13 protein-coding genes and 1 pseudogene are annotated in these 20,584 nt (G+C 35.6%); 4 read left to right on the top strand and 10 right to left on the bottom strand.

The window, feature by feature from the left end; genetic code table 11:
• Positions 1 to 113 precede the first annotated feature (113 nt).
• The gene (locus HMPREF3112_RS01210) at positions 114 to 1,154 is read left to right on the top strand and encodes a PIN domain-containing protein (RefSeq protein WP_070437538.1); all 1,041 of its coding nucleotides are present in this window, start codon (positions 114 to 116) and stop codon (positions 1,152 to 1,154) included.
• Positions 1,155 to 1,182: 28 nt separating this feature from the next.
• On the opposite strand, the pseudogene HMPREF3112_RS10865 reads toward HMPREF3112_RS01210, so the two are convergent.
• The 10 genes and pseudogenes from HMPREF3112_RS10865 to HMPREF3112_RS01160 form a co-directional block, all read right to left on the bottom strand.
• Positions 1,183 to 1,851 (bottom strand): annotated as a pseudogene (locus HMPREF3112_RS10865) (transposase); the annotation flags it as partial.
• A 104-nt stretch (positions 1,852 to 1,955) separates the two neighbouring features.
• The gene (locus tag HMPREF3112_RS01200) at positions 1,956 to 7,469 is read right to left on the bottom strand and encodes an SNF2-related protein (protein WP_070437536.1); all 5,514 of its coding nucleotides are present in this window, start codon (positions 7,467 to 7,469) and stop codon (positions 1,956 to 1,958) included.
• A 57-nt stretch (positions 7,470 to 7,526) separates the two neighbouring features.
• Complete coding sequence (locus HMPREF3112_RS01195) at positions 7,527 to 8,222, bottom strand: hypothetical protein (protein ID WP_070437533.1); 696 nt, start codon at positions 8,220 to 8,222, stop codon at positions 7,527 to 7,529.
• Between the two features lie 10 nt (positions 8,223 to 8,232).
• Positions 8,233 to 8,580, bottom strand: a complete 348-nt coding sequence (locus HMPREF3112_RS01190; RefSeq protein WP_236651718.1) for a hypothetical protein — start codon at positions 8,578 to 8,580, stop codon at positions 8,233 to 8,235.
• 111 nt (positions 8,581 to 8,691) lie between these two features.
• Positions 8,692 to 10,239, bottom strand: coding sequence for a PcfJ domain-containing protein (locus tag HMPREF3112_RS01185; RefSeq protein ID WP_070437527.1), 1,548 nt, complete (start codon positions 10,237 to 10,239; stop codon positions 8,692 to 8,694).
• Positions 10,240 to 10,293: 54 nt separating this feature from the next.
• On the bottom strand, positions 10,294 to 10,800 hold the full coding sequence (locus HMPREF3112_RS01180) for a Cas9 inhibitor AcrIIA9 family protein (RefSeq protein WP_070437524.1): 507 nt from the start codon (positions 10,798 to 10,800) through the stop codon (positions 10,294 to 10,296).
• Positions 10,801 to 10,815: 15 nt separating this feature from the next.
• The gene (locus tag HMPREF3112_RS01175) at positions 10,816 to 11,598 is read right to left on the bottom strand and encodes an ATPase, T2SS/T4P/T4SS family (RefSeq protein WP_070437521.1); all 783 of its coding nucleotides are present in this window, start codon (positions 11,596 to 11,598) and stop codon (positions 10,816 to 10,818) included.
• 13 nt (positions 11,599 to 11,611) lie between these two features.
• Positions 11,612 to 13,078, bottom strand: a complete 1,467-nt coding sequence (locus tag HMPREF3112_RS01170; RefSeq protein ID WP_070437519.1) for a hypothetical protein — start codon at positions 13,076 to 13,078, stop codon at positions 11,612 to 11,614.
• A gap of 136 nt (positions 13,079 to 13,214) precedes the next feature.
• The gene (locus HMPREF3112_RS01165) at positions 13,215 to 13,787 is read right to left on the bottom strand and encodes a nucleotidyltransferase family protein (protein ID WP_070437516.1); all 573 of its coding nucleotides are present in this window, start codon (positions 13,785 to 13,787) and stop codon (positions 13,215 to 13,217) included.
• A gap of 31 nt (positions 13,788 to 13,818) precedes the next feature.
• The gene (locus HMPREF3112_RS01160) at positions 13,819 to 15,159 is read right to left on the bottom strand and encodes a DUF3854 domain-containing protein (protein WP_070437513.1); all 1,341 of its coding nucleotides are present in this window, start codon (positions 15,157 to 15,159) and stop codon (positions 13,819 to 13,821) included.
• Between the two features lie 1,821 nt (positions 15,160 to 16,980).
• Here HMPREF3112_RS01160 and HMPREF3112_RS01155 point away from each other — a divergent pair.
• From HMPREF3112_RS01155 to HMPREF3112_RS01145, 3 genes are all read left to right on the top strand, one after another.
• Positions 16,981 to 17,811, top strand: a complete 831-nt coding sequence (locus HMPREF3112_RS01155) for a ParA family protein (RefSeq protein WP_070437511.1) — start codon at positions 16,981 to 16,983, stop codon at positions 17,809 to 17,811.
• Positions 17,795 to 18,319 carry a hypothetical protein gene (locus tag HMPREF3112_RS01150; RefSeq protein ID WP_070437508.1) on the top strand — a complete coding sequence of 175 codons (525 nt, stop codon included), beginning with the start codon at positions 17,795 to 17,797 and terminating at the stop codon, positions 18,317 to 18,319. Before HMPREF3112_RS01155 ends, HMPREF3112_RS01150 begins: the two co-directional genes overlap by 17 nt.
• 709 nt (positions 18,320 to 19,028) lie before the next feature.
• Positions 19,029 to 20,492, top strand: coding sequence for a replication initiation protein (locus HMPREF3112_RS01145; RefSeq protein WP_070437505.1), 1,464 nt, complete (start codon positions 19,029 to 19,031; stop codon positions 20,490 to 20,492).
• Positions 20,493 to 20,584 lie beyond the last annotated feature (92 nt).

Here is a 20,584-nt window from a genome sequence, read left to right as displayed (position 1 = left end):
CTATCACCTTGTCAGAAAAGGATGATTTCAGCATCTTTGGTAAGATTGTACTTATGTAGGTTTAGGTGTGATTCTCATTAACTTATGTTATAGTAATATAGAAAGGAGAAATTATGCTTTATTTATTCATTGACACAAATATTTGGCTATCATTATTCCATCTATCAGATAATGATATTGAGCAATTTTCAAAATTAGAAGAGGCTTTATCGGACAATATAAATCTTTTACTCCCTGAACAAGTTGTAGATGAATATTACCGTAATCGAGATGCAAAAATTGCTGATGCTTTAAATAAATTTAAGTTAGAAAGATTTCAAACTCCAAATGTCTTTAAACAACATAAAGACTACGACGAATTATCACGTTTATTTTCAATTTTTTCTAACAAACATGAGGAAATAAAAAATTCAGTGATTCAAGATATTAGGGAACAAAATACTAAAATTGATGCGGTAATATCTGAATTTTTTAAAACTGTCGCTAAAGTATCTGATGATTTGATAATGAAAGCAAAAAATCGTGTTATTAAAGGCAATCCTCCGGGAACGAAAAATAGTTATGGAGATGCTATTAATTGGGAATTTTTGCTAGAAAAAGTTCCAGAAAATGAAGACTTATTTATTATTACTGATAATGAAGACTATTATTCTAAACTAACAAAGAGAGTAGAACCAAACTTATTCTTGAAAAAAGAATGGAAAACTAAGAAAAAAAGTGATGTATTTGTTTATCGTAGTTTAGCTTCATTCTTAAATAAATATTTTAGTGAGTTAGTTTTATCAGACGAAAACATAAAAGATAACCTTATTCAAAGTCTAGACTTAAGTTCATCTTTAGGTAATGTAATTTGGGTAATCTCTCAACTTGAAAAATTTACAGATTGGACGGATGAACAAATTAATCGGCTATGTCTAATTGGTAGAGAAAATAGAGAAGTACTTTTTTCCTTTGCAAGTGAAGATGTTCAGAATTTTTATTCCAATTTATTGGATGGATATACAAGAAAAAATGAGGACATAGAATTTGTAAATAAAATTCTTAATAAAGGACTTTCATCTGTAATTACAGGCAAAATATCAGATAAATATATATCAATGGATATTGACTTTGAGGAGGATCCATGGGGAGATAGCACTTGGGAGGAATTATAAAAGATAAAGTCCTTATTTAATAAACTTGCTAATGAAGACAAACATCGTTTTTGATGTTTGTCTTTTTTGTATTCTTACTTAATTCTCCTATAATCCAATAATATTGAGGTATTTGAGTAAGATTATTGGTCTTTCCTACCATCATTTTTACTAATGTCTTGGTATTTAGACATGCTAAAGTAAGCCCAACCTTATCTTCCATTTTGGATTTTCATTTTTCTCTGGTATAACGCAAGTTATGATGTTCTTTAGTTGTTCCGAATAAACGTTCTATCGCTTCTTTACGGTGTTGATATCGTTCCTTCATCTCACTTTGATGACGGGTTTCTTCACACACCTCTAGGGCATCTTCCTAAATATGGCGCACAACAACTTTTTGGTGCTGGCGACTTTCAGTACAAATCGCTAATAAGGGGCAGGTCTTACAAATTTTGGAATTGCTTTTATATTCTCTATAACCTTCGCGTGTCGTTGTACGATAAGGTTATATCTGGTTTTCTGGACAAAAATAGCAGTCAAAATACTCATCATAGACAAAGTCTTTTGGACGCAAAAAGTCTCTCTTACTTCTTGGTCTAGTGTAAGGAAAAACTTACGTAATCCCTTTTTCTAGAAGAAATTTGGCAATACTAGGTGTTTTGAAGCCTGAATCCGAAATAATGAATTCAGATGAGAGGGGGTCTAGCTTGGTAACAAGAAAGAAAAGTCCCCAGAAGTATATAACTTCTGAGGACTTTATCTTCAATCTGAAACACCTTATTTTCATAGTGCAGAAGTGGTACTACTAGTATCTTTTACTTTCTAAACAAAGTCAAATAGTGAAATTTCTTCGTAAACTTCTACTTTTTCTACCTCGTTAACAGAGGTTTCAAAAACTACTTCTGTAGAAACATTATCATTATGTTCTTCAGTCATACCAAAGAGTTCAGAAATGCTTTCTAGGAAGTCATCAGCCATATCAAGAACTTCTTGTGAAACAACATGAGTCGTTTCTTCAACGATTTCTTGAGCAACTACTGCTTCTTCCTCAAAGCCAGTTTCTGCTTCATCTACTGACTCATTAATAACTTCAACAAGTTCGCTTTCTTCATCAGGATCATAGCTAGCACTATATTCCTTAGTGATTGAGCTAACTTTTACGTCAGAGTCCTCATCCATTTCTGGATGGTTTGCCTTGTACTGTAATTCAAAAGCATTGATTGCTTCTTCAATTTGTTCTACAGTAGGCTTTTTAGACTCGTCCTCGACTTCGATAAGAGGATTAACAATGGCACGTTTAGCTGATACATAGTCAAGACGAGCTTGGTCTGCAAAAACATCTGAAGCTTCTCCTCGCTTAATAGTATCTGCACAACGGTCAATGTTTTCCTGCAAGAGTTTGGCTTGTTTATCCATACCATCAATAACATTGTTGATACGCTGGATAGTCCCAATACCACTCGCAAAATCTAGACGAACGGCATAGCTATTTTGACCAATAATATGCAAATCAAGCATGCGTTCTGGTTGCCAAGGTGATTTTTGTTCCAACGCACGAAGGACAAAACCACGATAATGAGCAAGGGTTGTCATTTTCATATGTAGTGGATCAGAGGCAACATTCATTTGCATAGCATAGTTCAGTTGATTTCCTGCAACATCTTTCTTAGTTGCTTCGTATCCATCTGGTTCAAATGTCATAACAAATGGGTTATGTTCAACCTCATATTTCTTACCATCCTCTTTTTCAACCACTTCTTTCCAAGATTTTGTCTTTTCCGCAAGCTCTTTATCCTGGACTAATAGAGAAAGTTTCTTCTCGTAATTTTCCTTATCTTTAAGGGCTTGCTTAATACGTTTTTGAGACAAAGTGATATCACGTTCCCAAGCCTTACGACGATTAGACAACAACTCAAATTCGTTATCAAGTTCCATCTTTAGTTTAAGATATGGATTACCTGTCGCAATGGCTTTAAATTCAGAGGCTGAGAGTGTTTGCTCGTCAATATCCTCTGAAGCACGCATCGGTGTACGACTGGTCATGATTTGCGTAATATAACGGAGCTTTGTTTCTTGAATCTGCCAAAGGTAGTTATCAAAACTTCCCTTGGTAATATAGTGGAAAATATTTACCTTGCGATAGATATTTCCTTGACGAACCAAGCGTCCATTACGTTGGATAATATCAGACGGTTTCCAAGGCACATCGAGATGATGAACAGCTTTCATACGACGTTGGACGTTAAGACCGGTTCCCCCTTTTTCCGTTGAAGCCATGAGAATACGAATCTCACCAGCATTCATTTGACGTTGAAGTTGGAGCTTAGCCTTTTTGTTAGCAGCATCGTGAATAAAAGCAATCTCTTCTTCTGGAATTCCTCGTTCAACAAGCAAATCTTTCAACTCTTGATAAACAGAGAAACCCTTGCCATTAGGAGTTCCAAGGTCAGAAAAAATCATCTGTGTCCCTTTATGCTTAGCTTCCATGTGATAAATCTTATCCACTCGCTCAACCACTTGCATGAGTTTATCTGCATCAGCTCTTACATAGAGCTCTGCATCAAGCAAACGCATATCTAAAGCCAACTTTCTGGCTTCACTAGTAATTTTGAGCATGTTATCTTCACTAGGATCTACATTCCCATTTTTAACTCGGTCTGAGCGTTCTACAAGCTCGTCCAAATAAACCTTTTGGTTATCAGTCAACTGACTTTCAACCGCTACCTTTTCTACCATAGGAACTGGAAGATTAAGGTCTTCAGTCATTTGGATATCTGCAGTCTGACGGTAAATCGCCATCAGCTCAGGGAGATTCATAAATTTAGCAAAGCGTTTACGTGAAATATACTTGTCTCCAGTAGGGTTAAGTTCAAGACTATTCTCAACAATCCCAAACGCACCAACCCAAGCATCAAAGAAACTTACAACGAAATGTTCCATGACATCTGGTTGAAGATAATTCATCATCGTATACATTTCGCTAATTGAGTTGGAAACTGGTGTTCCAGTCGCAAAGACAACGTGACGTGTATCATGCTCTTCTTGAAGCACGCGCACCTTCATTTCCATATCCATATTCTTTTTTGAGGTACGGTTGGTAATACCGGCAACGTTCCCCAAACGTGTCATAGGACGGACATTCTTGTACCCGTGGGCTTCATCAACAAAGAGCATATCAATACCAAGGCTCTCAAAGTTGATAAACTCATCAATACCAGTCTTATTTTCAAGCAACGTTTCTAAGTTTGCCTCAAGACTTCTACGCATCGATTGTGCTTGCTTGAATGTAATTTTGTCTTCATTAGCTTTTGCGTAACCAATGATCTCATCAAGCTCATCAATCTTTTCAGAAATAAAGGCTTGTTCACGTTCTTGTGAGACACGAACTTTCTCAAATTGAGAATGTCCAATCACAATACCGTCATAGTCACTCGTTAAAATACGAGAAACGAACAAGCGACGACGTGACTTTTCAAAATCCTGCTCAGTCGTAACAAACACTTTCTTGGTAGGGTAGAAACGCATAATTTCTTGTCCAAATTGTGCTGTTAGACTAGACGGAACCACAAACAATGGTTTATGAATAAGCCCTAGTTCTTTCATCTTGAAAGCTGCAGAAATCATGGTTAGTGTCTTACCAGTACCCACTTCGTGAGCAAGCAGTGCACGTCTCTCTTCAAGAATACGTTGTACGGCATTCTTTTGGTGAGGGCGAAGCTCTACTCCCTTAGCCAACCCATCAAATTCCAAGAGACTTCCATCATATTGACGTGTCACATAGCGATTAAAGACTTCATTGTAGGTATCTTCAATCACTTCTTGGACTGTTGGGTTTTCATGAATAAAGTTCTTAAAGCTTTCTTGTAGAACACGTTCACACTCACGTAGGTTTGCTGTAGCCACTTCATCAACCTTACGTATAGGGTTTTCAGTCGTACCAAAGTTACGCATGATTGTTGGTTGATTACTTGTAAGCAAGTGAGCCACAATATCTGTTGCGTGTGAGTAGCTTTTATTGTACTCATCACGTAGACCTAAACGAAGGTTAGATTGACGACTCATATAGCAGTTTAACAAGCGTTCGTTGAAACCTCGTCCGATTCTGGATTTCACTAATAGTGATTTAGCTTCATCAGAATGGAGACCAACTTTTTCATCCAACAATTCACTAAACACCCATTGAGAAACGACGTTACTAGGAATCCAGCTAGAACCAATGCTGAAATCAATATCAGATAAGACAACTGGTTCTGGTACAACAGATAAAATCAATTCCAAATAACGTTCCCAATCCGCTTGTGTATCTCCGTCTTCAATGAGAGAGTTAATGCAATCACGTTTAGCAAGAACATCACCTGAAAGGAATTTATCCTTAGTAACATAGTGTACAGTCTTATCATCAATATAGCGTTCCACATCAATCATCACGGTCTCACCTAGTTCAGAAATCATCATATCTTCTGAAACATCTGGATAGACAGAACTCATGAGGTTCAAATCAACGCCACGACCTTCTGAAAGCGACACATTCAAGGCTTCTACTGCTGACATCACTTGATGGAGGTGTTTTTTAGGACGAATAGTTGGCTTTTTAAAAGCATCTGACTTCACAAAAACTACCTTTGAGCTGTCATTCTCGTCCAACTCCTCTAATTCAAGACTAGCGATAAGAGGATAACGATCATCTCGGTCAAAGAGGCGAGCATTCACCGCTTGATTGATATAACCATACTTCTTCTTGAAAGTATCGTAGGCTTGATTAAGTGTTGCAAGCAGTTGTTTGAATTTCCCTTCATCATAGTCTGTCGTCATTTGAATATCAATAATGGCTTGATAAGCATTTTTGATAGCAACCATGCCACGGATACGCTTGTTTTCTGTATCCGTAAGGGGTGTTTCATAGAAATAAATACCTTTGTAAAGCCCTTTACTTTTAGCTGCTTTAGAAGGTGTTTGACTTACCCATGTATTCGTAACAATATTAGGGTCTGCTTCTACTGCTGCTTCAAAGTCTAAAATGGCTTCTTCTTTGTATTTATCATCATATTTTACGAACTGTCCTTGTTCGTCTTGATAAAAAATCATTTCAGCTGCGCGTGAGCTAGGACGGATAGACGTGTTATCACGATAATAGACACGCCCATTTTTATCACAAGCATACTCGTTCAATCGAATATCAAGTGAAGCAAGTAATTCTTGGTCAAGATGATTCACTTCTTCTTTAAGGATAATATCACGAGGTTCTAGTCTCTCTACTTCGAAAGGCACTGTTACTTTTGATAGTGCTTCTTGAAGGTCTGAAGCTAAGTCAAAAGAGCTATCTACCACAAGATCCAGTGTTCCACCATTGAAATGACGTACCTGATAATCGCCTAGGACACAAGGATTTTTACAAATAGCATCCTGGAAGAAATAGGGATTGAGTGAGACACGTTTATCAAAGGGAAGTTTATTTCTATCTGAAGACCAGAAGTCGATAGTATTATCGGGAACAGGGATAAAAGCTCCTTTTTGGAAAAATAGGATATCTGTTACCACTCGTGTTCCAGCATCTTTAAAAGCAGTATTTGGTAAGCGGACACCACCTAAAAACTGAGTTCCGCTACGACGGAGTTCTGGCAGAATTGAACCAGCACTCTTATCTGCAGTACCAGTTGAAGTGATAGCAGCAACCATCCCATGATAGGGTACCAAATCGATAGCTTTCTTAAAGAAGTAATCATGAATACGATAAGGTTTATTATCATAAGCCTTATCGACAATGCGAACATCCGCAAATGGAACATTCGTAATGACCAAGTCAAATGGTGTCCCTTCAAAGTTTACTGTTTCAAATCCTTGGACTAAAACAGTAGCATCTTGATGAAGGTGTTTAGCAATAGCACCAGTAATGGTATCAAGTTCAATTCCATAAAGAGTAGAATTCTTCTTGATGTCCTCTGGCATTGTTTCAAAGAAGATACCAGTACCCATTGATGGATCAAGAATATTACCTCCTTTAAAACCACTTTCTACAATCTTATCCCACATTGCAGTAGCAATCTCTGGACTTGTGTAGTAAGCCGTAAGGGAGCTCATTTCCATCGCACGATATTCTTCTTTAGTGACAAGACTTTTTAGCTCATCACGTTCTTTTGCAAAACGATTAATCTTACTATCAAAGAAATCGTTAGCAAGTCCTCCCCAACCAACATAGTTAGAGAGAATTTCTTGTTCTGCACTGTCAGATAGACGGTTATCTGCTTCAAGTGCTTTCACAAGTTTAATGGCAGAAAGGTTAGCTTGAACCTTTTCTGCTTTTGTCATTTTTTTAGTATTATTTGTTTGTTCTTTCATTGTTGTTCTTTCTCCTTAAAACTAAAAAAGACCTGGTATAATACCAAGTCTTTCTTTTTAGTTGTAGTATTTGTTTATACGACTCAAAAATATGTGAGCCTCTCGTGTTTTCCTGTTTTTGAGGAACTCAATAAAACTATCTTGAATGTCAAAAGAGAATGCTCCAGCCAATTCACATTGCTTATCAAAGCTTTTGCTGACTGTCATAGCTTTGCTCTTACGAATAGCTACATGCGTGGGCATTGTTCTGGGAAAGGTAACTCCTAGAGAGTAACCAAAATCAAACAAAGTTAATAGATATGGCGGTTCATCTTTAGAAAAGATAATCCCAAAGTTATTCCAGTGTCTATCAACATTTAAGGTTAAGCGATCAATCTCAAAGAGTCTGGCAAATATCGAATCAAGCTCGGCTTCTGAAAAACCAATCTCAGCCAACTCTTTTTTCAAAAAGTTATACTGCTCTTGAGGTTGTTTCTTGGCTATTTGTTCGATATCTGATTCCGTATACCCCCTTTGTTGCAGCAAACGAAACATCGTAACGAAGCTTCCACCTTCTGGTATGAAATTTTGTGAACGACAAAGATCACTACCTACTTTCTCGTAAGGTACATAATCTTCAATCCCACAACTTTTCAAAAACTCAGATACTAGAAACTCAGCTTCAGCCTCCCCACCAAAAAAGTCTCTCTTATAGAAATAGTTATCTTTCAACCATTTCTCTTGAGTTCCTTTGCTAGAAGTAAATACAGTCATAGTATCTCTCCTATTTTCTACTTAAATTAGGATGATGATCTTCTAAAACAAATGGCTCATCATTGAGTTCTGGTATTGATACCCAATAAAAATCATCGGTATCAAAACCGTGTGTCATAGCAATTTCGTGCCAGACATCGGGAGCTGTATAGGTATAACCTAAAAGTTCCTTTCGGTTTTTTCGTCCAAAATCAATTTGACGCCCTTTTAGAAAATCTACCATACGTTCATAGGTGAATTCTGTGTTCAACAAAAAATCATCTTTCCTTTCAAACGTATCTAAGGTTTTACTGATTGTATCAACCAGGTATTTTCCAATCATCTTTTTATTGTTATAAAGAATAATAGTCAACTTCATGACGTTTCTCCCTGAATTATACATGAAATCACGTATAGTGTTACCTCTAGTATAACATGAAAACGCAGTTGACTCATAATGAGTTCTAAGTTTCATTTTTTCTCCTTTTATCTAAAACTCAATTTTAAGCTTTCCACAATGGGCTAAAAATTGTTCTGCTTCTTTCTTAGCCTCTTCGTCTGCAGCTTTGTTCCGTTCTCCTCTCAGTTGAATAATCCTATCATTTTTCAATTCTAGGGTATAAAGAGGAGTTTCTCTGTCAGTTTTATCACGTACAAAGACAATAATAGAAGAACCGTAGACAAAGTGTTCCTTTGCATACCTTCCAACACAGTGATGTAGGTGTTTCCCCTCTCTGACAATTTCACTTTCATTTTTAGGAAAGATAAATGCATACTTGTCAAATGTTGTCTGAGCCTTCATCATGTTTGCCAAGCGTTCAGCTGTTACAATTCTCAACTTCGCCTCTTTCTTTTCTTCCTCACGTCGTCTTTTCTCCGCTCTCAAATTACTTACGGCATTAGTTACACGTAAATGAGTCCCACGTTCTAGTTGATTCTCGAGAAGAACCGAATAATTTTCGACAATCTCTGTATGTTTGTTTTCCCAATTTTTAGGTATAACTACATAATCTCCATCAAATGGAATTCCCAGAGCTTCTACCATTTCTCGATAGTCCTCATAATCACGAAGACAGACCTCATTCTTCGTCATCCAGTTAATGAAACGAATTGGTTTCACTGTGGATGGTAAGATACCATTTAAACGCTTAATTAGTGGCGTCCTGTTAGGAACCATAGCATTTATAAGCAACTCGTATAAACCCTCGAACGTTCGACCATATTGTCTACGCATATCTTCCTCGAAAAATGCCTTTTCGATATTCATATCCGTATTTTTTAGATACCGTTTATTCCTTCTGAGGAAATTCATGGTAACCTTACCCATGTTTGCATGCTTATGTCCAAGACTACATGAGTAATAAGACCTATAAAACGTAGTACCTACCAATTCTTTGACGACTCCACGCGCCTTTATTTTTTGAGCGAATTCAATACGTTCTCGATATTTATAGATATGAGGTAGCACTGAGCTTATCTCAAAATTATCTTTAATCACTTCATCAAAATCTAAGTATCTCAACTCAGATTTTGTTTGTAACTTCTGAATAAGACTTTCCATACTACCATAAAGCGTATAGACACTAAATACACCAGAGCCAAAAAAGAGAGCATTTCTCTGATTTTGGAATCCAATACTATAGACTTCTTTACCTTCTTTAGCTGAAAGATATGGATCCCAGTGTGCTTTCACCATCTTATTGTTGGCAAGCTGATAAAAGTTATAAAGGCTGACGTCAAACTTTTCTTTTCCTTCTTCAAATGATTGAGTCATTGCATACATTTGCATTTCAATGCGTTTCTTTGTGACTCCCATCCAGACAAAGTAAAAAGTATCTCCCACAAAGGTTAAACGGCTGTTAAGTGATAAGCGTTTTGTAACCTTTTCCGAGAATTTTTTTCGGTCGGAAGAGATAATTGTCTTAGACTTATTTGACCATTCATAGATAGGAAAATTATTCTTCGCCCATTTGAAAAATCCGTTAGGAACTTTTAAACGATTATCTACGATTTCTTGAATATTCTCTGCTTTTGTCATTGTTTTTCTCCTTAATAAAAAATGGCCCTAGGACCATTTTTCTATTTATTGTTGTTAAAATTCGCCTTCTTCAACAGATAAATCTGAAAAAAGATCTAACTGTCTCCCATCCTTTTCAGGAGTTTTCTTAGTTGGGATTTTCTTTTTAGTTTCTGTTTTAGTTAGGCTCTTATTCTGTTTCTTTTTTGGCTTCTTGGTTGGTTGCTTGGTTGATTTCTTACTACCAGTAGTCATTTTACCTACAACTGGTTTAGTCTCAACCTTTTCAGCGGTAAAATACTCTTTAACCCAAGAAAAGACCGTGGCATCATCAACCATAGCACCTTGACCATTTCTATAGTCAGATTTACTGGCTTTTCCGATGCAGTAAGCCATAGCATCCTTAATCGTACGATCCAGATGTTTAAGAATCCCAGCAATCAGCTCATCATCCTCTTGATTATCAACTATCCAATTATGAATAGCATCCTCAGTCGGTGTATGTGCTTCAGCCATTTCTTCATCAAAATGGCTTACTGCCATGAAGCGGTCAAAATCATCAATCTTAATTGTATCTGTCATTGTTTTTCTCCTCTTTTATTTAATCAATGCTACGTTTCGTTTCCCATCTTTTCCTTGTTTTATTTCTAAAACATCATGAGGGATTGAAAAGTCATCTTGATAAGCTGTTGTAACGACACTTAATCCTGCAGAAACTGCCTTAAGTACTGCTTCTACTTCTTCTTGTGTATTAGCTTCACCGATAAACAAGACGTCAGGGTTGAAGCGTAATACAAAAGTCACGAGATTTTCCAGTTCCATACCGTTAGCCTTATTGACTTGTAGTTGGTAAAAAGACATTTCCTTAATCTCGACATGTCTTTCGATTGTTATTACTTCACCTTCTTTAAAAGCTTCAGCAAGTAACGAGTAGGCTAAAGTCGTTTTGCCGACACCTGCAGGACCAGTAATGACATGTAAGCCTGGAATGCGTACTTGTTGAAGCACTTCTTCCATACAACTACTACCAAACTCACTCAAAGAAATTTGTCGCTCATTCACATGAATAAGTCGGATAGACATCGTTTCTAGTCCTTGAAAATTAACTATCGTCGATATCCTAATGGTAATAACTCTACCATCGTCCAACTGATAGTCACAAGTTCTTACCTGACTACAACGTTTTTCTGTTAAGTCCATCTCAGCCATAAATTTAATATGACCAAATAGAGCATCCGCATCTTCTGATGAAATGAAGTCATGGACCTGTTTAACATCAGAATTTCTAAATGCTACCTCGTAATCTTCACCATGTGGGAAGAAGGTAATATCTTGGATATTATTATCGATAGCTTCTTTTAAAATATTGTTTACAATCATTGTTTTTCTCCTCTCAGAACTCAAACAAGGTTAACTGTTCTCCTTCAGTTGTTGGTTTATCTTCAAGTGACTTTCGACAAGCTACTAGTGTTTTTGGCTCCTTCTCAACCTTATAAATAGGTTGCATTGCACGATAGTTCTCAAAGAACGTGTCAAAAAATGCAAACAAAAGGTGTCGACATTGCCTTAAAGCCCTATACTCTAATCGAGTATAGTAAGTAGCTTCATCAGATAGCAGTTCTGAATCTTTGGTATAAGTTTCAAAAACCCACCATTCAAAACCACGTGCAAACACTTCAGTCGGTGTCAAATAATAATCCAACTTCTTCTTAATATGAACAGCTTGAGCTAAGTCCGTTCTGGTTTCCTCAGCTATTTGAATAAGTTTCAGCAAGCTAGCCTTGTAGATATAACGAATATCTTTAAAGCTATGTGACGTAGAACTAATGATTCCAGCTTTATCATACGTATAGTCTAAATAATGACCATACTCATGGATGAAGGATGAGGAATCTCTTACATCAACTGCCATGATATTTAACCCTGGCACATAAAGTCCGCTTGCTTTATGTTTTCCTAGCTTCCGGAATTTAAGTTCGGGTTCTACAGTAGAATGAGGTAAGTGATTACACAACTTCTCCCATTCGTTCTCTAGAACTTTGAATTTCTCCTTGTCAAAATCACTACCTCGATAACGCTCGGTATCTACTTCAACTTTTGAAAACCCTAAATCAAAAAATGACGTATTACTGTTCATTTCATGATCTTGAAAGATTTTATCCTCACGCACACTGGCTATCGTCTTAGTTGACTGATTAACATATTGTGCATTAAGGTTTGCTGCAAGAGCATCTTCATACTCTCTTTTTAGAACGTTAGCTATCTTTTGGATATTTCCATAATAACTACATTCCTTGTAAATACCTTCACTATGGATAGACATCAATTCAAGAAAGCTAAAAGATACTAGTCCATACCTTGTTTGAGAACTTCTCTCTCTCCAAAAACTTAGGTTTTTCTTCAAAGGTACTCTAACCTTTGAATCGTCGACAATGAGAAGATACAAAGTGCGTTTGGTATCTTTTGCACTTTTAGTAGCAGGTAATCTACTCCCATGGAGTGTGAGAAGAATCTGTTCACCGAAAAGGTGTTCTTGATTTTCTTCATCCCTCAAGCTCATGCCCTCGAACAGTCTTTTTAGTTTATTCGAAAAATGTGCTTGATCATAACCAATGGTTTCAATATCAGCCATGATGTCTTTGACCTTATAAGCTGTATAGACATTATCTTGTCCGAATACCTCTACTGCTACTGCTCCGACTTCTTGAGATAAAAGTTCCTGACATTGATATCTACGAATATTCGCATAGTAAGTACAAAACCTTCTCACGATATCTGCAGCCTTATCAGTCTCTTTTAGCTTCGGAAAAGTGACTTTTTTAGTAGTTGTTTGTGCTGCGACTGTTAGTAGATTTGCCATTGTTTTTCTCCTTAATAGCAAAAAGGAAGGTATAGCTTAAAGCTACTACCTTCCTCTTTCTCTTATATGTACTATGTACGATACATTATGAACTATACATAGTATGATTTGCATTTTATTGCGTAAAAAAGGAAACCTAATTATTGTTATCAAGTTTCCTTGCATAATCTCGTTTGTGACTCTCTATATTTCGAAAAATATCATTCTTATCCCAGATTTGTAATTCCCAAGGATAATAGAAATGACTCTTGTTTTTAAAGTAGAGATGGATGCCAGTATAGTCTTCAGTATCTTTTAAATACCAATTTTTAAGACCGTATTCTTCCTTCCAATCATCTAAACGATCCATCACTTTAGTAATGACAGATGTTGGCAAAATGACACGTGCTCCAAAAATATCATTTAAAACCGAATTTACTGGATACCCTTCTGCTCTTTTAGTAAAACGCTCAATCTTATCTAAAATAGATTCAGATGTCTTCACTCTATAGAAGTAACTAATATCGCTGACATCTGCTACCATCAAATAATCGTTGATAGATTCGTGCAGATTCAAACGATATTTTAGAATCTCATCAACTGGCACCTTCGCAAAAGTGTGATTAAGATTGACTTTAGCAAGTTTACCACTTTCAAAATACTCTTCTGAATACTTTATATGAATGGTGTTGATTTCAAAGATCAGTCGCTCAACTTTCTTGATATCCAACCCTTATACGTCTCCAAATAATTTTTCTTCATTATACCATATCCTGTTTATTATACGTTTTGAACTTAATCTTTTCTTCTGGGGTAGCTTTCAAAAGGAAATCATCAATTCCCTTTTCGTGAGGCCAGATTAGAGCACGAACCGTACAAGACTGCTTCGTAACTAGATCTTGAACCATGTCATACATACGTTCAAATACCGAGTCATTATCCTCAAAGTCTTGGTCAAATGCTAGATAAATAGGTTTGACCTTTTTGAGTTCAGTCTTTCCGATAAATTCTGAGATAGGACGCCATGCTGCTACTCCTGCCATAGAGATAACACAGATATTCCCCAATTGAGAAAGACGAGTGTTTTTCGCAACTGATGCGGTGATGTCTCCTTTAAGCAAACCTTCCGTAACTAGAAGGTTATCAACCTTACTCATAAGGTTGACTTTAGCCTTGCCTTCATCCGAAAAGCGTGCTTGTTCTAAAATGTCATCAGAATAAGCAAAATGTGGAAAAGACTTAGCACTTGTTCCTTCTGGCTTATATGCTGACGAAACAAAGACATACTTTTGCCCTTTTTTAAATGTCAACTCAAGTCCAGAACGAAGTTTAACACTAGTTTCCTTAGTTGTCCCACTTGCTAGTTCGTGTGATGAACCTTTAGCAAACACATACCAATCGAAACTTCCGTCGTCATTTTGGAAGACCTTAGCAGTACGTGCATTTCGTCCCTCTTGAAAGGCTTCGTTTACTTTGGCTTGATAACTAACGTTATCAAGACGTACTTGAAAACCTACAATTTGTCCCCAAGAATTGCGACATGGAATTAGGATTCCATCTTTTGATTCAAAAATAGGACATTTTGCGTTTTCGTTCCAATAGAAGCCAGGAACTCCACGCCAAGCATCTTTAGAAAGCCCATTTGCAAGAAAGAGCTTTTCCCAAATAGTTGCTGGATGAGATACTGTTGTATCAACCTGCTTCTGGCGTGTTTGCTTTGTTGATGAAGCGTAGCCACGGAGTGCAATGGTCTCAACAGAAAGACCTCGTTCCGTACCTGTTAAGTGCTTGACATGGTCCTTAGTTAATCCCAACACATCAATCACAAGAGAATTTACCTTGTGAAGTGTTGAGATACTTGCCAAAGGCTGACTTTTCCAACTAGGTTCAAAAGTCACGTCTTTAGCTTTTTGGGGATCCAAATCATAAATTGTCCCAGCACTACCAAATTGTGGTTTGTCTGGGTCAATCTTTCTAGCACAGACTGCTTTAGATTGATCTGCAAATACCAAACACCAATCTGGTTTGCCACAAATAGGGCAAGGGGAATCACGTCCTACCCTAATCATTTCGGTTTGTCCAATCGTAATAATTTTTGTCATTTTTTTCTCCTTATAAAATATAACATTGTTGTTTTAAAGTGACCTTGGAAAGTCTCGAACACCTGTTCGTAGTCTTTCCTCCGCATGACGACAATTTAGAGATGGAAACACCTGTACCTCACCTCTAATCATCGAGATGTCACCTTCCTTTTTTATCCGACTACTCAAACTCAAAACAAAAAAAGCATAACAAAGAAGCTGGCAAGCCTTGTCTTAAAAAACAAGGTTGCGCGTGCCTATGGAAAACCATAGGAAACTTCTCGTTATGCTTTTATCTGCTAATAACGTTTGTTGTAGCCTTTCAAAAAATTAAAGGCAAATTATCTCGTACCTGTTGTAAGCGTCAAGCCCCTTCTTCTGTCTGATGGCTTAACTGATAGCTAAAAGCGAGTACGCTCCCTTTTAACCCAATCAAACATGGGATACCTATTGCTGGGACAGAACCAGAAATAGCATCTCCTCCTCCATGCTTCTATTTTCTTTAGTCACGTGACCAAAGGTTCACCGTTTGAGGTGGTGGAAAAAATATAAATTAAACAATTTATGTCTTTAGTATAGCAAAGAGCAACTAACATTACAAGTTTATCGTTATTCGAATTATAACCATATATACTACTCTTCATTGTATTATATACTATACATAGTCTATAGTTTACAACACATTATGTATAGTCCACCAATAGTAATAAGCGAAGAATCAGTCGTCATGAAAAAAGAAATACAAGATACATTGATAAACTATGTATCTTGTATCGTAAATAATCTAGAACACTCTTTATACTAATTTTAAATATAACTTATTAACCAATAAGAATATAATCATATATAGTTCTTTAATGTATCGTTCAATATGCATCGTATATTATCTACTATATACGATAAATAAAGAAACTACACATTATTCACATTACATAATGTATTAGGTATCGTCTTGTGATAGAACTTTTCTTATTTATTATATTAAATGAATGAATAAAGAATATACGATATAATACCTAGCAGTACATTACTTAACGATATATCTTACATCGTCTATAGCATACTACAAAATTTTTCTTTCTTTGCACTACACTATATATAGTGAGGTTATGTATCGTGTAGTGTGTAATATTTGAGTAGAAAGTCGAATATAGTAATATACACTATATATCGATACATTATGTATATTATATATGTAATAAATACGTCGTCTAGAGTACATTCTTATATTTTATATAGTATATAATGTATCGTGTATGGTGATGTGCGTTAATTTTCTTTATTTCCAGAAGTATTTTATAAAAGATATACGATATAATGCCTTGCATTACATTGTTTGTCTATATACTCTACATCGTCTATAATATACGATAAAAAAATTGCAATTTGTTTTGTTAGTCATTTATATATAGTAATGCTATGTATAGTGTAGTGATCAAATGGTATTATGTTTGAGTTAGAACTCGAACATAATGCTATACACTATATATCTATACAGTATGTATAATATATATCTGTAAGATACATCCTCTATTATACATTATCTTTTTTATATGATATATAGTGTATCGGGTATAACTTTTGTTGTGGTTTGATACTCTGTAATATGTTATGCTTTTGAATAGTATATAGTAAACGATACACTATGTATTAGCTAATGCGTGATAACCTTGTTAGGAAACATTATTTTTATATACTATACATAGTGTATCATGTATTGTTTACGATATATCTTACACAGTACTTGCTATTGAATTTCTATATGGTATACTTTAAGTAGTTAAATATGTATCGCATTGTTATACATAGTGTATCGTACATATCGGATTGAAAGGAGTAGATATGGTTGCAAATACAATCGTAGTGATGGATGAAAAAGGAGGAGCAGCCAAAACAACATTAAGTTTATTATTGGCTCAAGCTCTAGGAAATGCTGGATATAAAACGTGTGCAGGTGATCTAGATGGTCAGTGTAATCTAACTACGGCAGCAGGAGTGAACGAAGACGAACAAGAAGGGATTTATTCTGTACTAAAAAAAGAAATAGAAGTAGCTGATGCTATTGTCCCGGTTGACGGATATGATCTGCTTCCAGGAAGTAAGCTGATGAAGAACTGGGAGAGTGAAGCTTCAGGACTAAAAGATAGGGATTTTCGTTTAAGGAACGTAGTTCAAGATATTAATGATTACTACGATTTTGTACTCTTTGATACACCTCCGTTCTTTGGTGTTTCTACAACAAGTACCCTTTTTACAAATTCGAAAGTTTATGTTCTTATTCCTACTACACCTGATAAGTTTGGTATTGAAGGTGTAAAAGATACAATCGAAGATATTGAAGCTGTTCAAGAAGGATTTTCTTTCTTTGGAATTGATATTGTTATTGCTGGAATCGTTATAACTCAGGTTGATAAAGGGCCCGGCTTTAGTAAAAAATCAATTAAACAAGTCAAAGCAAGAGAAGCAGTAACAACTCTTGAGAAAATTGCGAAAGAACATAATACTAAAGTTTTTGAGCAATACTTATTTAATAATAAACAATACAAAGATATGATTGCTAATCAAGCAAATGTTTTTACAAATAGTGGCTATAGCATCCCTCAAAAACAAATCACAAATGTTATGAATGAACTAATTAAGACGATTGGAGAACACAATGGCGAAAAAGCTTAATACTATCCAACAAAGAAATTATAATAACCTTTTAACAGCTGTTGAATCAAATGATCGCACAACAGCTAAAGAAGTATTTGACCGTTTTTTTAAAGGGAAAGAGATTGAAGAAGTAGTAATTGATAAACTTAATGAGAAGCATGATATTACCTATCTAACTGAAGCAAGTGGAGAACCCAAAAAAGCTGCTGTTTCTCCAAAAAAAGTAAACATTGTTACTCAGAAAAAAGAAAAAAACAAAATTCCAACTAAACTTGAACCAGCAAAAACTCCGGAAGAAAAAGTGCGTTCAAATCTAAATATGACACAATTATCAATGTCTCGTTTTAGTGCATTAAGAGCTGTTTTAAATAAAAAAGACCTCAAAGGAGAAAATGGCAATTATCCTAAACGCGGAGGATCTGATAAGTTATTCACTGAAATGTTAGATCAGATGTACCAACTTCTAGATGAAGAACAAAAGGAGTTGTTTAATACATTGGTAGAAACTGAGATGAGTTTTAAGTAATTAAGTTTAACATGTAGTTATCATACAAAAATGTAGGTAACTCGTATTGAAATCTTTTTTTGCATACAAAAGTGTAGGTAATTACTGCACTTTTTGTTTTGTTGTATTTTAGAATATAATTAAGAGAGAAAATAGTGATGTTCTAAAGCTTAGTATTATTAATTTTGTTTTAGTAATAATAGTTTAAATAGTATTAAGTAGTATTAAGTGGTTAATAATAGTAACTAAGTAGTTAATTATAGTTTAAGTAGTAGAACTCCTGAAACCCTTGCTATTATTGAGCTAAGCCTACCTTTATCATATAAAAGTGTATGTATATCCTACAAATTGGTAGGTATATCATATAATTTTGCATGAAAGTCACACAAAGTTGCATGTTAAGTCTACAAAAATGTATGTATGTCATATAAGATTGCAGGTGTATCCTACAAATTGGTAGGTATGTCCTATAAAGTTGTATGTTAAGTCTACAAAAATGCATGTATGTCATATAAATTTGTATGTATATCCTACAAAATGGTCGTAAATTTAAAAAAATACTATGAAAATCAGAATATTAGTGATATAATGTCATACAAAAGGGTTGTAAATTAATATTTTTATACCCTGTCACATATTGCAGTGAGTAATTAGCTTATAGTAAAATAATTACTTTTATTTAAAATACAACCAAAATGTATGATGAATGAACTAAGAAAGGTAGAAGCATTTGGTAGAGAATAGAGAGTTCAGAGAAATCATCAAATATGATAATAAGTTTACCCAAATGTTTCAGCTGGGAGACCTTTCACCTCTTCAAGAAAATATGATTTACTCTATATTTGGTGAGTTGCGAGATGTTTATGACGAAAACGAAGCAGCAATATTTTCTTATTCGAGTCTGGCAATGCTAGCAGGAAATACATTTTACAGTTCTAGGGAACAAAAAATTGTTCCTAGGACTGGTAAGCGATTTGAAACTACAGTTGAGGAACTAGAGGAAAGAATGACTAAAATTGTATATCGACATCCCGAAAAGGTTGTCGATGGTAAGGTTGTCTCTTACACCTCCATCCCACTGTTCAAGACCTTTAGAGTAGACCACGAAAATAAACTCATTAAAATCCACCTGTCTGATGCGGAATATACTGAATATGATGAAGTAACTACAGAAGATGGATCAAAAGTAAAAGTAGCGGTCAGGCGTACAGTTAAGGACCTTTTTAACAACCCAGAGTGGGGTAAAAAAGCTAAGTACATTCAGTATGGACGTGACTACCATAACCTATTGAAGAGTAAGTATTCTAAACGATTATTTAGACATCTAGCAGACTGGCGTAAAACAGGTTTTGTAAAAGATACAGCTGAAGAACTAGAGCAAGAAGTTTTGATCTTGGATAGTCCAAGTTTACTTCGTTCGAAAGGTACTAAGCTGCAGCAAGCGTTGGATGAAATCAATACGCTATTAGTTGATGAGCATGGGCTTCCTGTCATACAGGATTTAACAGTAGAGCGAATCAAAAAAGGAAAATCAATTACCCACTATATATTTAGGTTTAAACCGTTCGATGACGATTTGAGACGTATTGTTGCAACAAACGATAAAGTCATTACCTTTGAGAAGAAGAAGGAGTTAGACTTCAAACGTAAGATGGCTATCGTCATGGAGAAATTCTACACTGTTTTTCCTAAAGGGAGCAAAGCTGACAACTACAATAATAAAAATCAACTCAAACGTTGGCTTGAAACAATGGACCATGAACTAGTTATTGAGGCGTTGGAAAGAACAGGAAGTGACGGAAACCGTACTTTTGGTTGGACAAGAACCTTGCTCAATAAATGGGAAGTAGCAGGATACACAAAACTTTCAGACTTGAGAGATAGTCATTCAACTAATAAGGATAATCGCCCATCAAATGTTCCAGATTGGTCTAATCCAAATTATGAAAACAGAACAGATGACAAAGACCGTTTAAGACTAGTAGTAGTAGCAGTTAGATCAGCTATTAAAATGGAGCTCTCTAAGACGTCAGACGAAGACAGTAAGGCAAATATTAAACATTTAGCAGATAATCTGTTACGAGAGAAACTGTCGGAACTTAGAGAGGAAGAGTTGAAATCCCTGTCTGAAAGTCGTTTTGAAGAAACGAGAGAACAACTTTTAGCTGATATACTGAGTTATTTTAAAATATAACATCAGATATGTTTTAGAATAGATTATATATATAATAGCGATACATCGTGTATCGCTATTTTATTATGTGACTTTAAGTCCGTTTCGCTCCA

Origin of the sequence: Streptococcus sp. HMSC10E12 (assembly GCF_001807855.1) — a bacterium.
GTDB lineage: Bacteria > Bacillota > Bacilli > Lactobacillales > Streptococcaceae > Streptococcus > Streptococcus salivarius.
Note: the sequence above shows the minus strand (reverse complement) of the source record. Positions and strands in the feature narration are given on the sequence as shown.

Excerpts from the sequence above, each read along its gene's own strand:
- HMPREF3112_RS01195 (WP_070437533.1), bottom strand. The coding sequence starts at position 8,222 with ATGACTGTATTTACTTCTAGCAAAGGAACTCAAGAGAAATGGTTGAAA.
- HMPREF3112_RS01150 (WP_070437508.1), top strand. The coding sequence starts at position 17,795 with ATGGCGAAAAAGCTTAATACTATCCAACAAAGAAATTATAATAACCTT.
- HMPREF3112_RS01175 (WP_070437521.1), bottom strand. The coding sequence starts at position 11,598 with ATGATTGTAAACAATATTTTAAAAGAAGCTATCGATAATAATATCCAA.
- HMPREF3112_RS01210 (WP_070437538.1), top strand. The coding sequence starts at position 114 with ATGCTTTATTTATTCATTGACACAAATATTTGGCTATCATTATTCCAT.
- HMPREF3112_RS01180 (WP_070437524.1), bottom strand. The coding sequence starts at position 10,800 with ATGACAGATACAATTAAGATTGATGATTTTGACCGCTTCATGGCAGTA.
- HMPREF3112_RS01155 (WP_070437511.1), top strand. The coding sequence starts at position 16,981 with ATGGTTGCAAATACAATCGTAGTGATGGATGAAAAAGGAGGAGCAGCC.
- HMPREF3112_RS01190 (WP_236651718.1), bottom strand. The coding sequence starts at position 8,580 with ATGAAGTTGACTATTATTCTTTATAACAATAAAAAGATGATTGGAAAA.
- HMPREF3112_RS01200 (WP_070437536.1), bottom strand. The coding sequence starts at position 7,469 with ATGAAAGAACAAACAAATAATACTAAAAAAATGACAAAAGCAGAAAAG.
- HMPREF3112_RS01160 (WP_070437513.1), bottom strand. The coding sequence starts at position 15,159 with ATGACAAAAATTATTACGATTGGACAAACCGAAATGATTAGGGTAGGA.
- HMPREF3112_RS01170 (WP_070437519.1), bottom strand. The coding sequence starts at position 13,078 with ATGGCAAATCTACTAACAGTCGCAGCACAAACAACTACTAAAAAAGTC.
- HMPREF3112_RS01185 (WP_070437527.1), bottom strand. The coding sequence starts at position 10,239 with ATGACAAAAGCAGAGAATATTCAAGAAATCGTAGATAATCGTTTAAAA.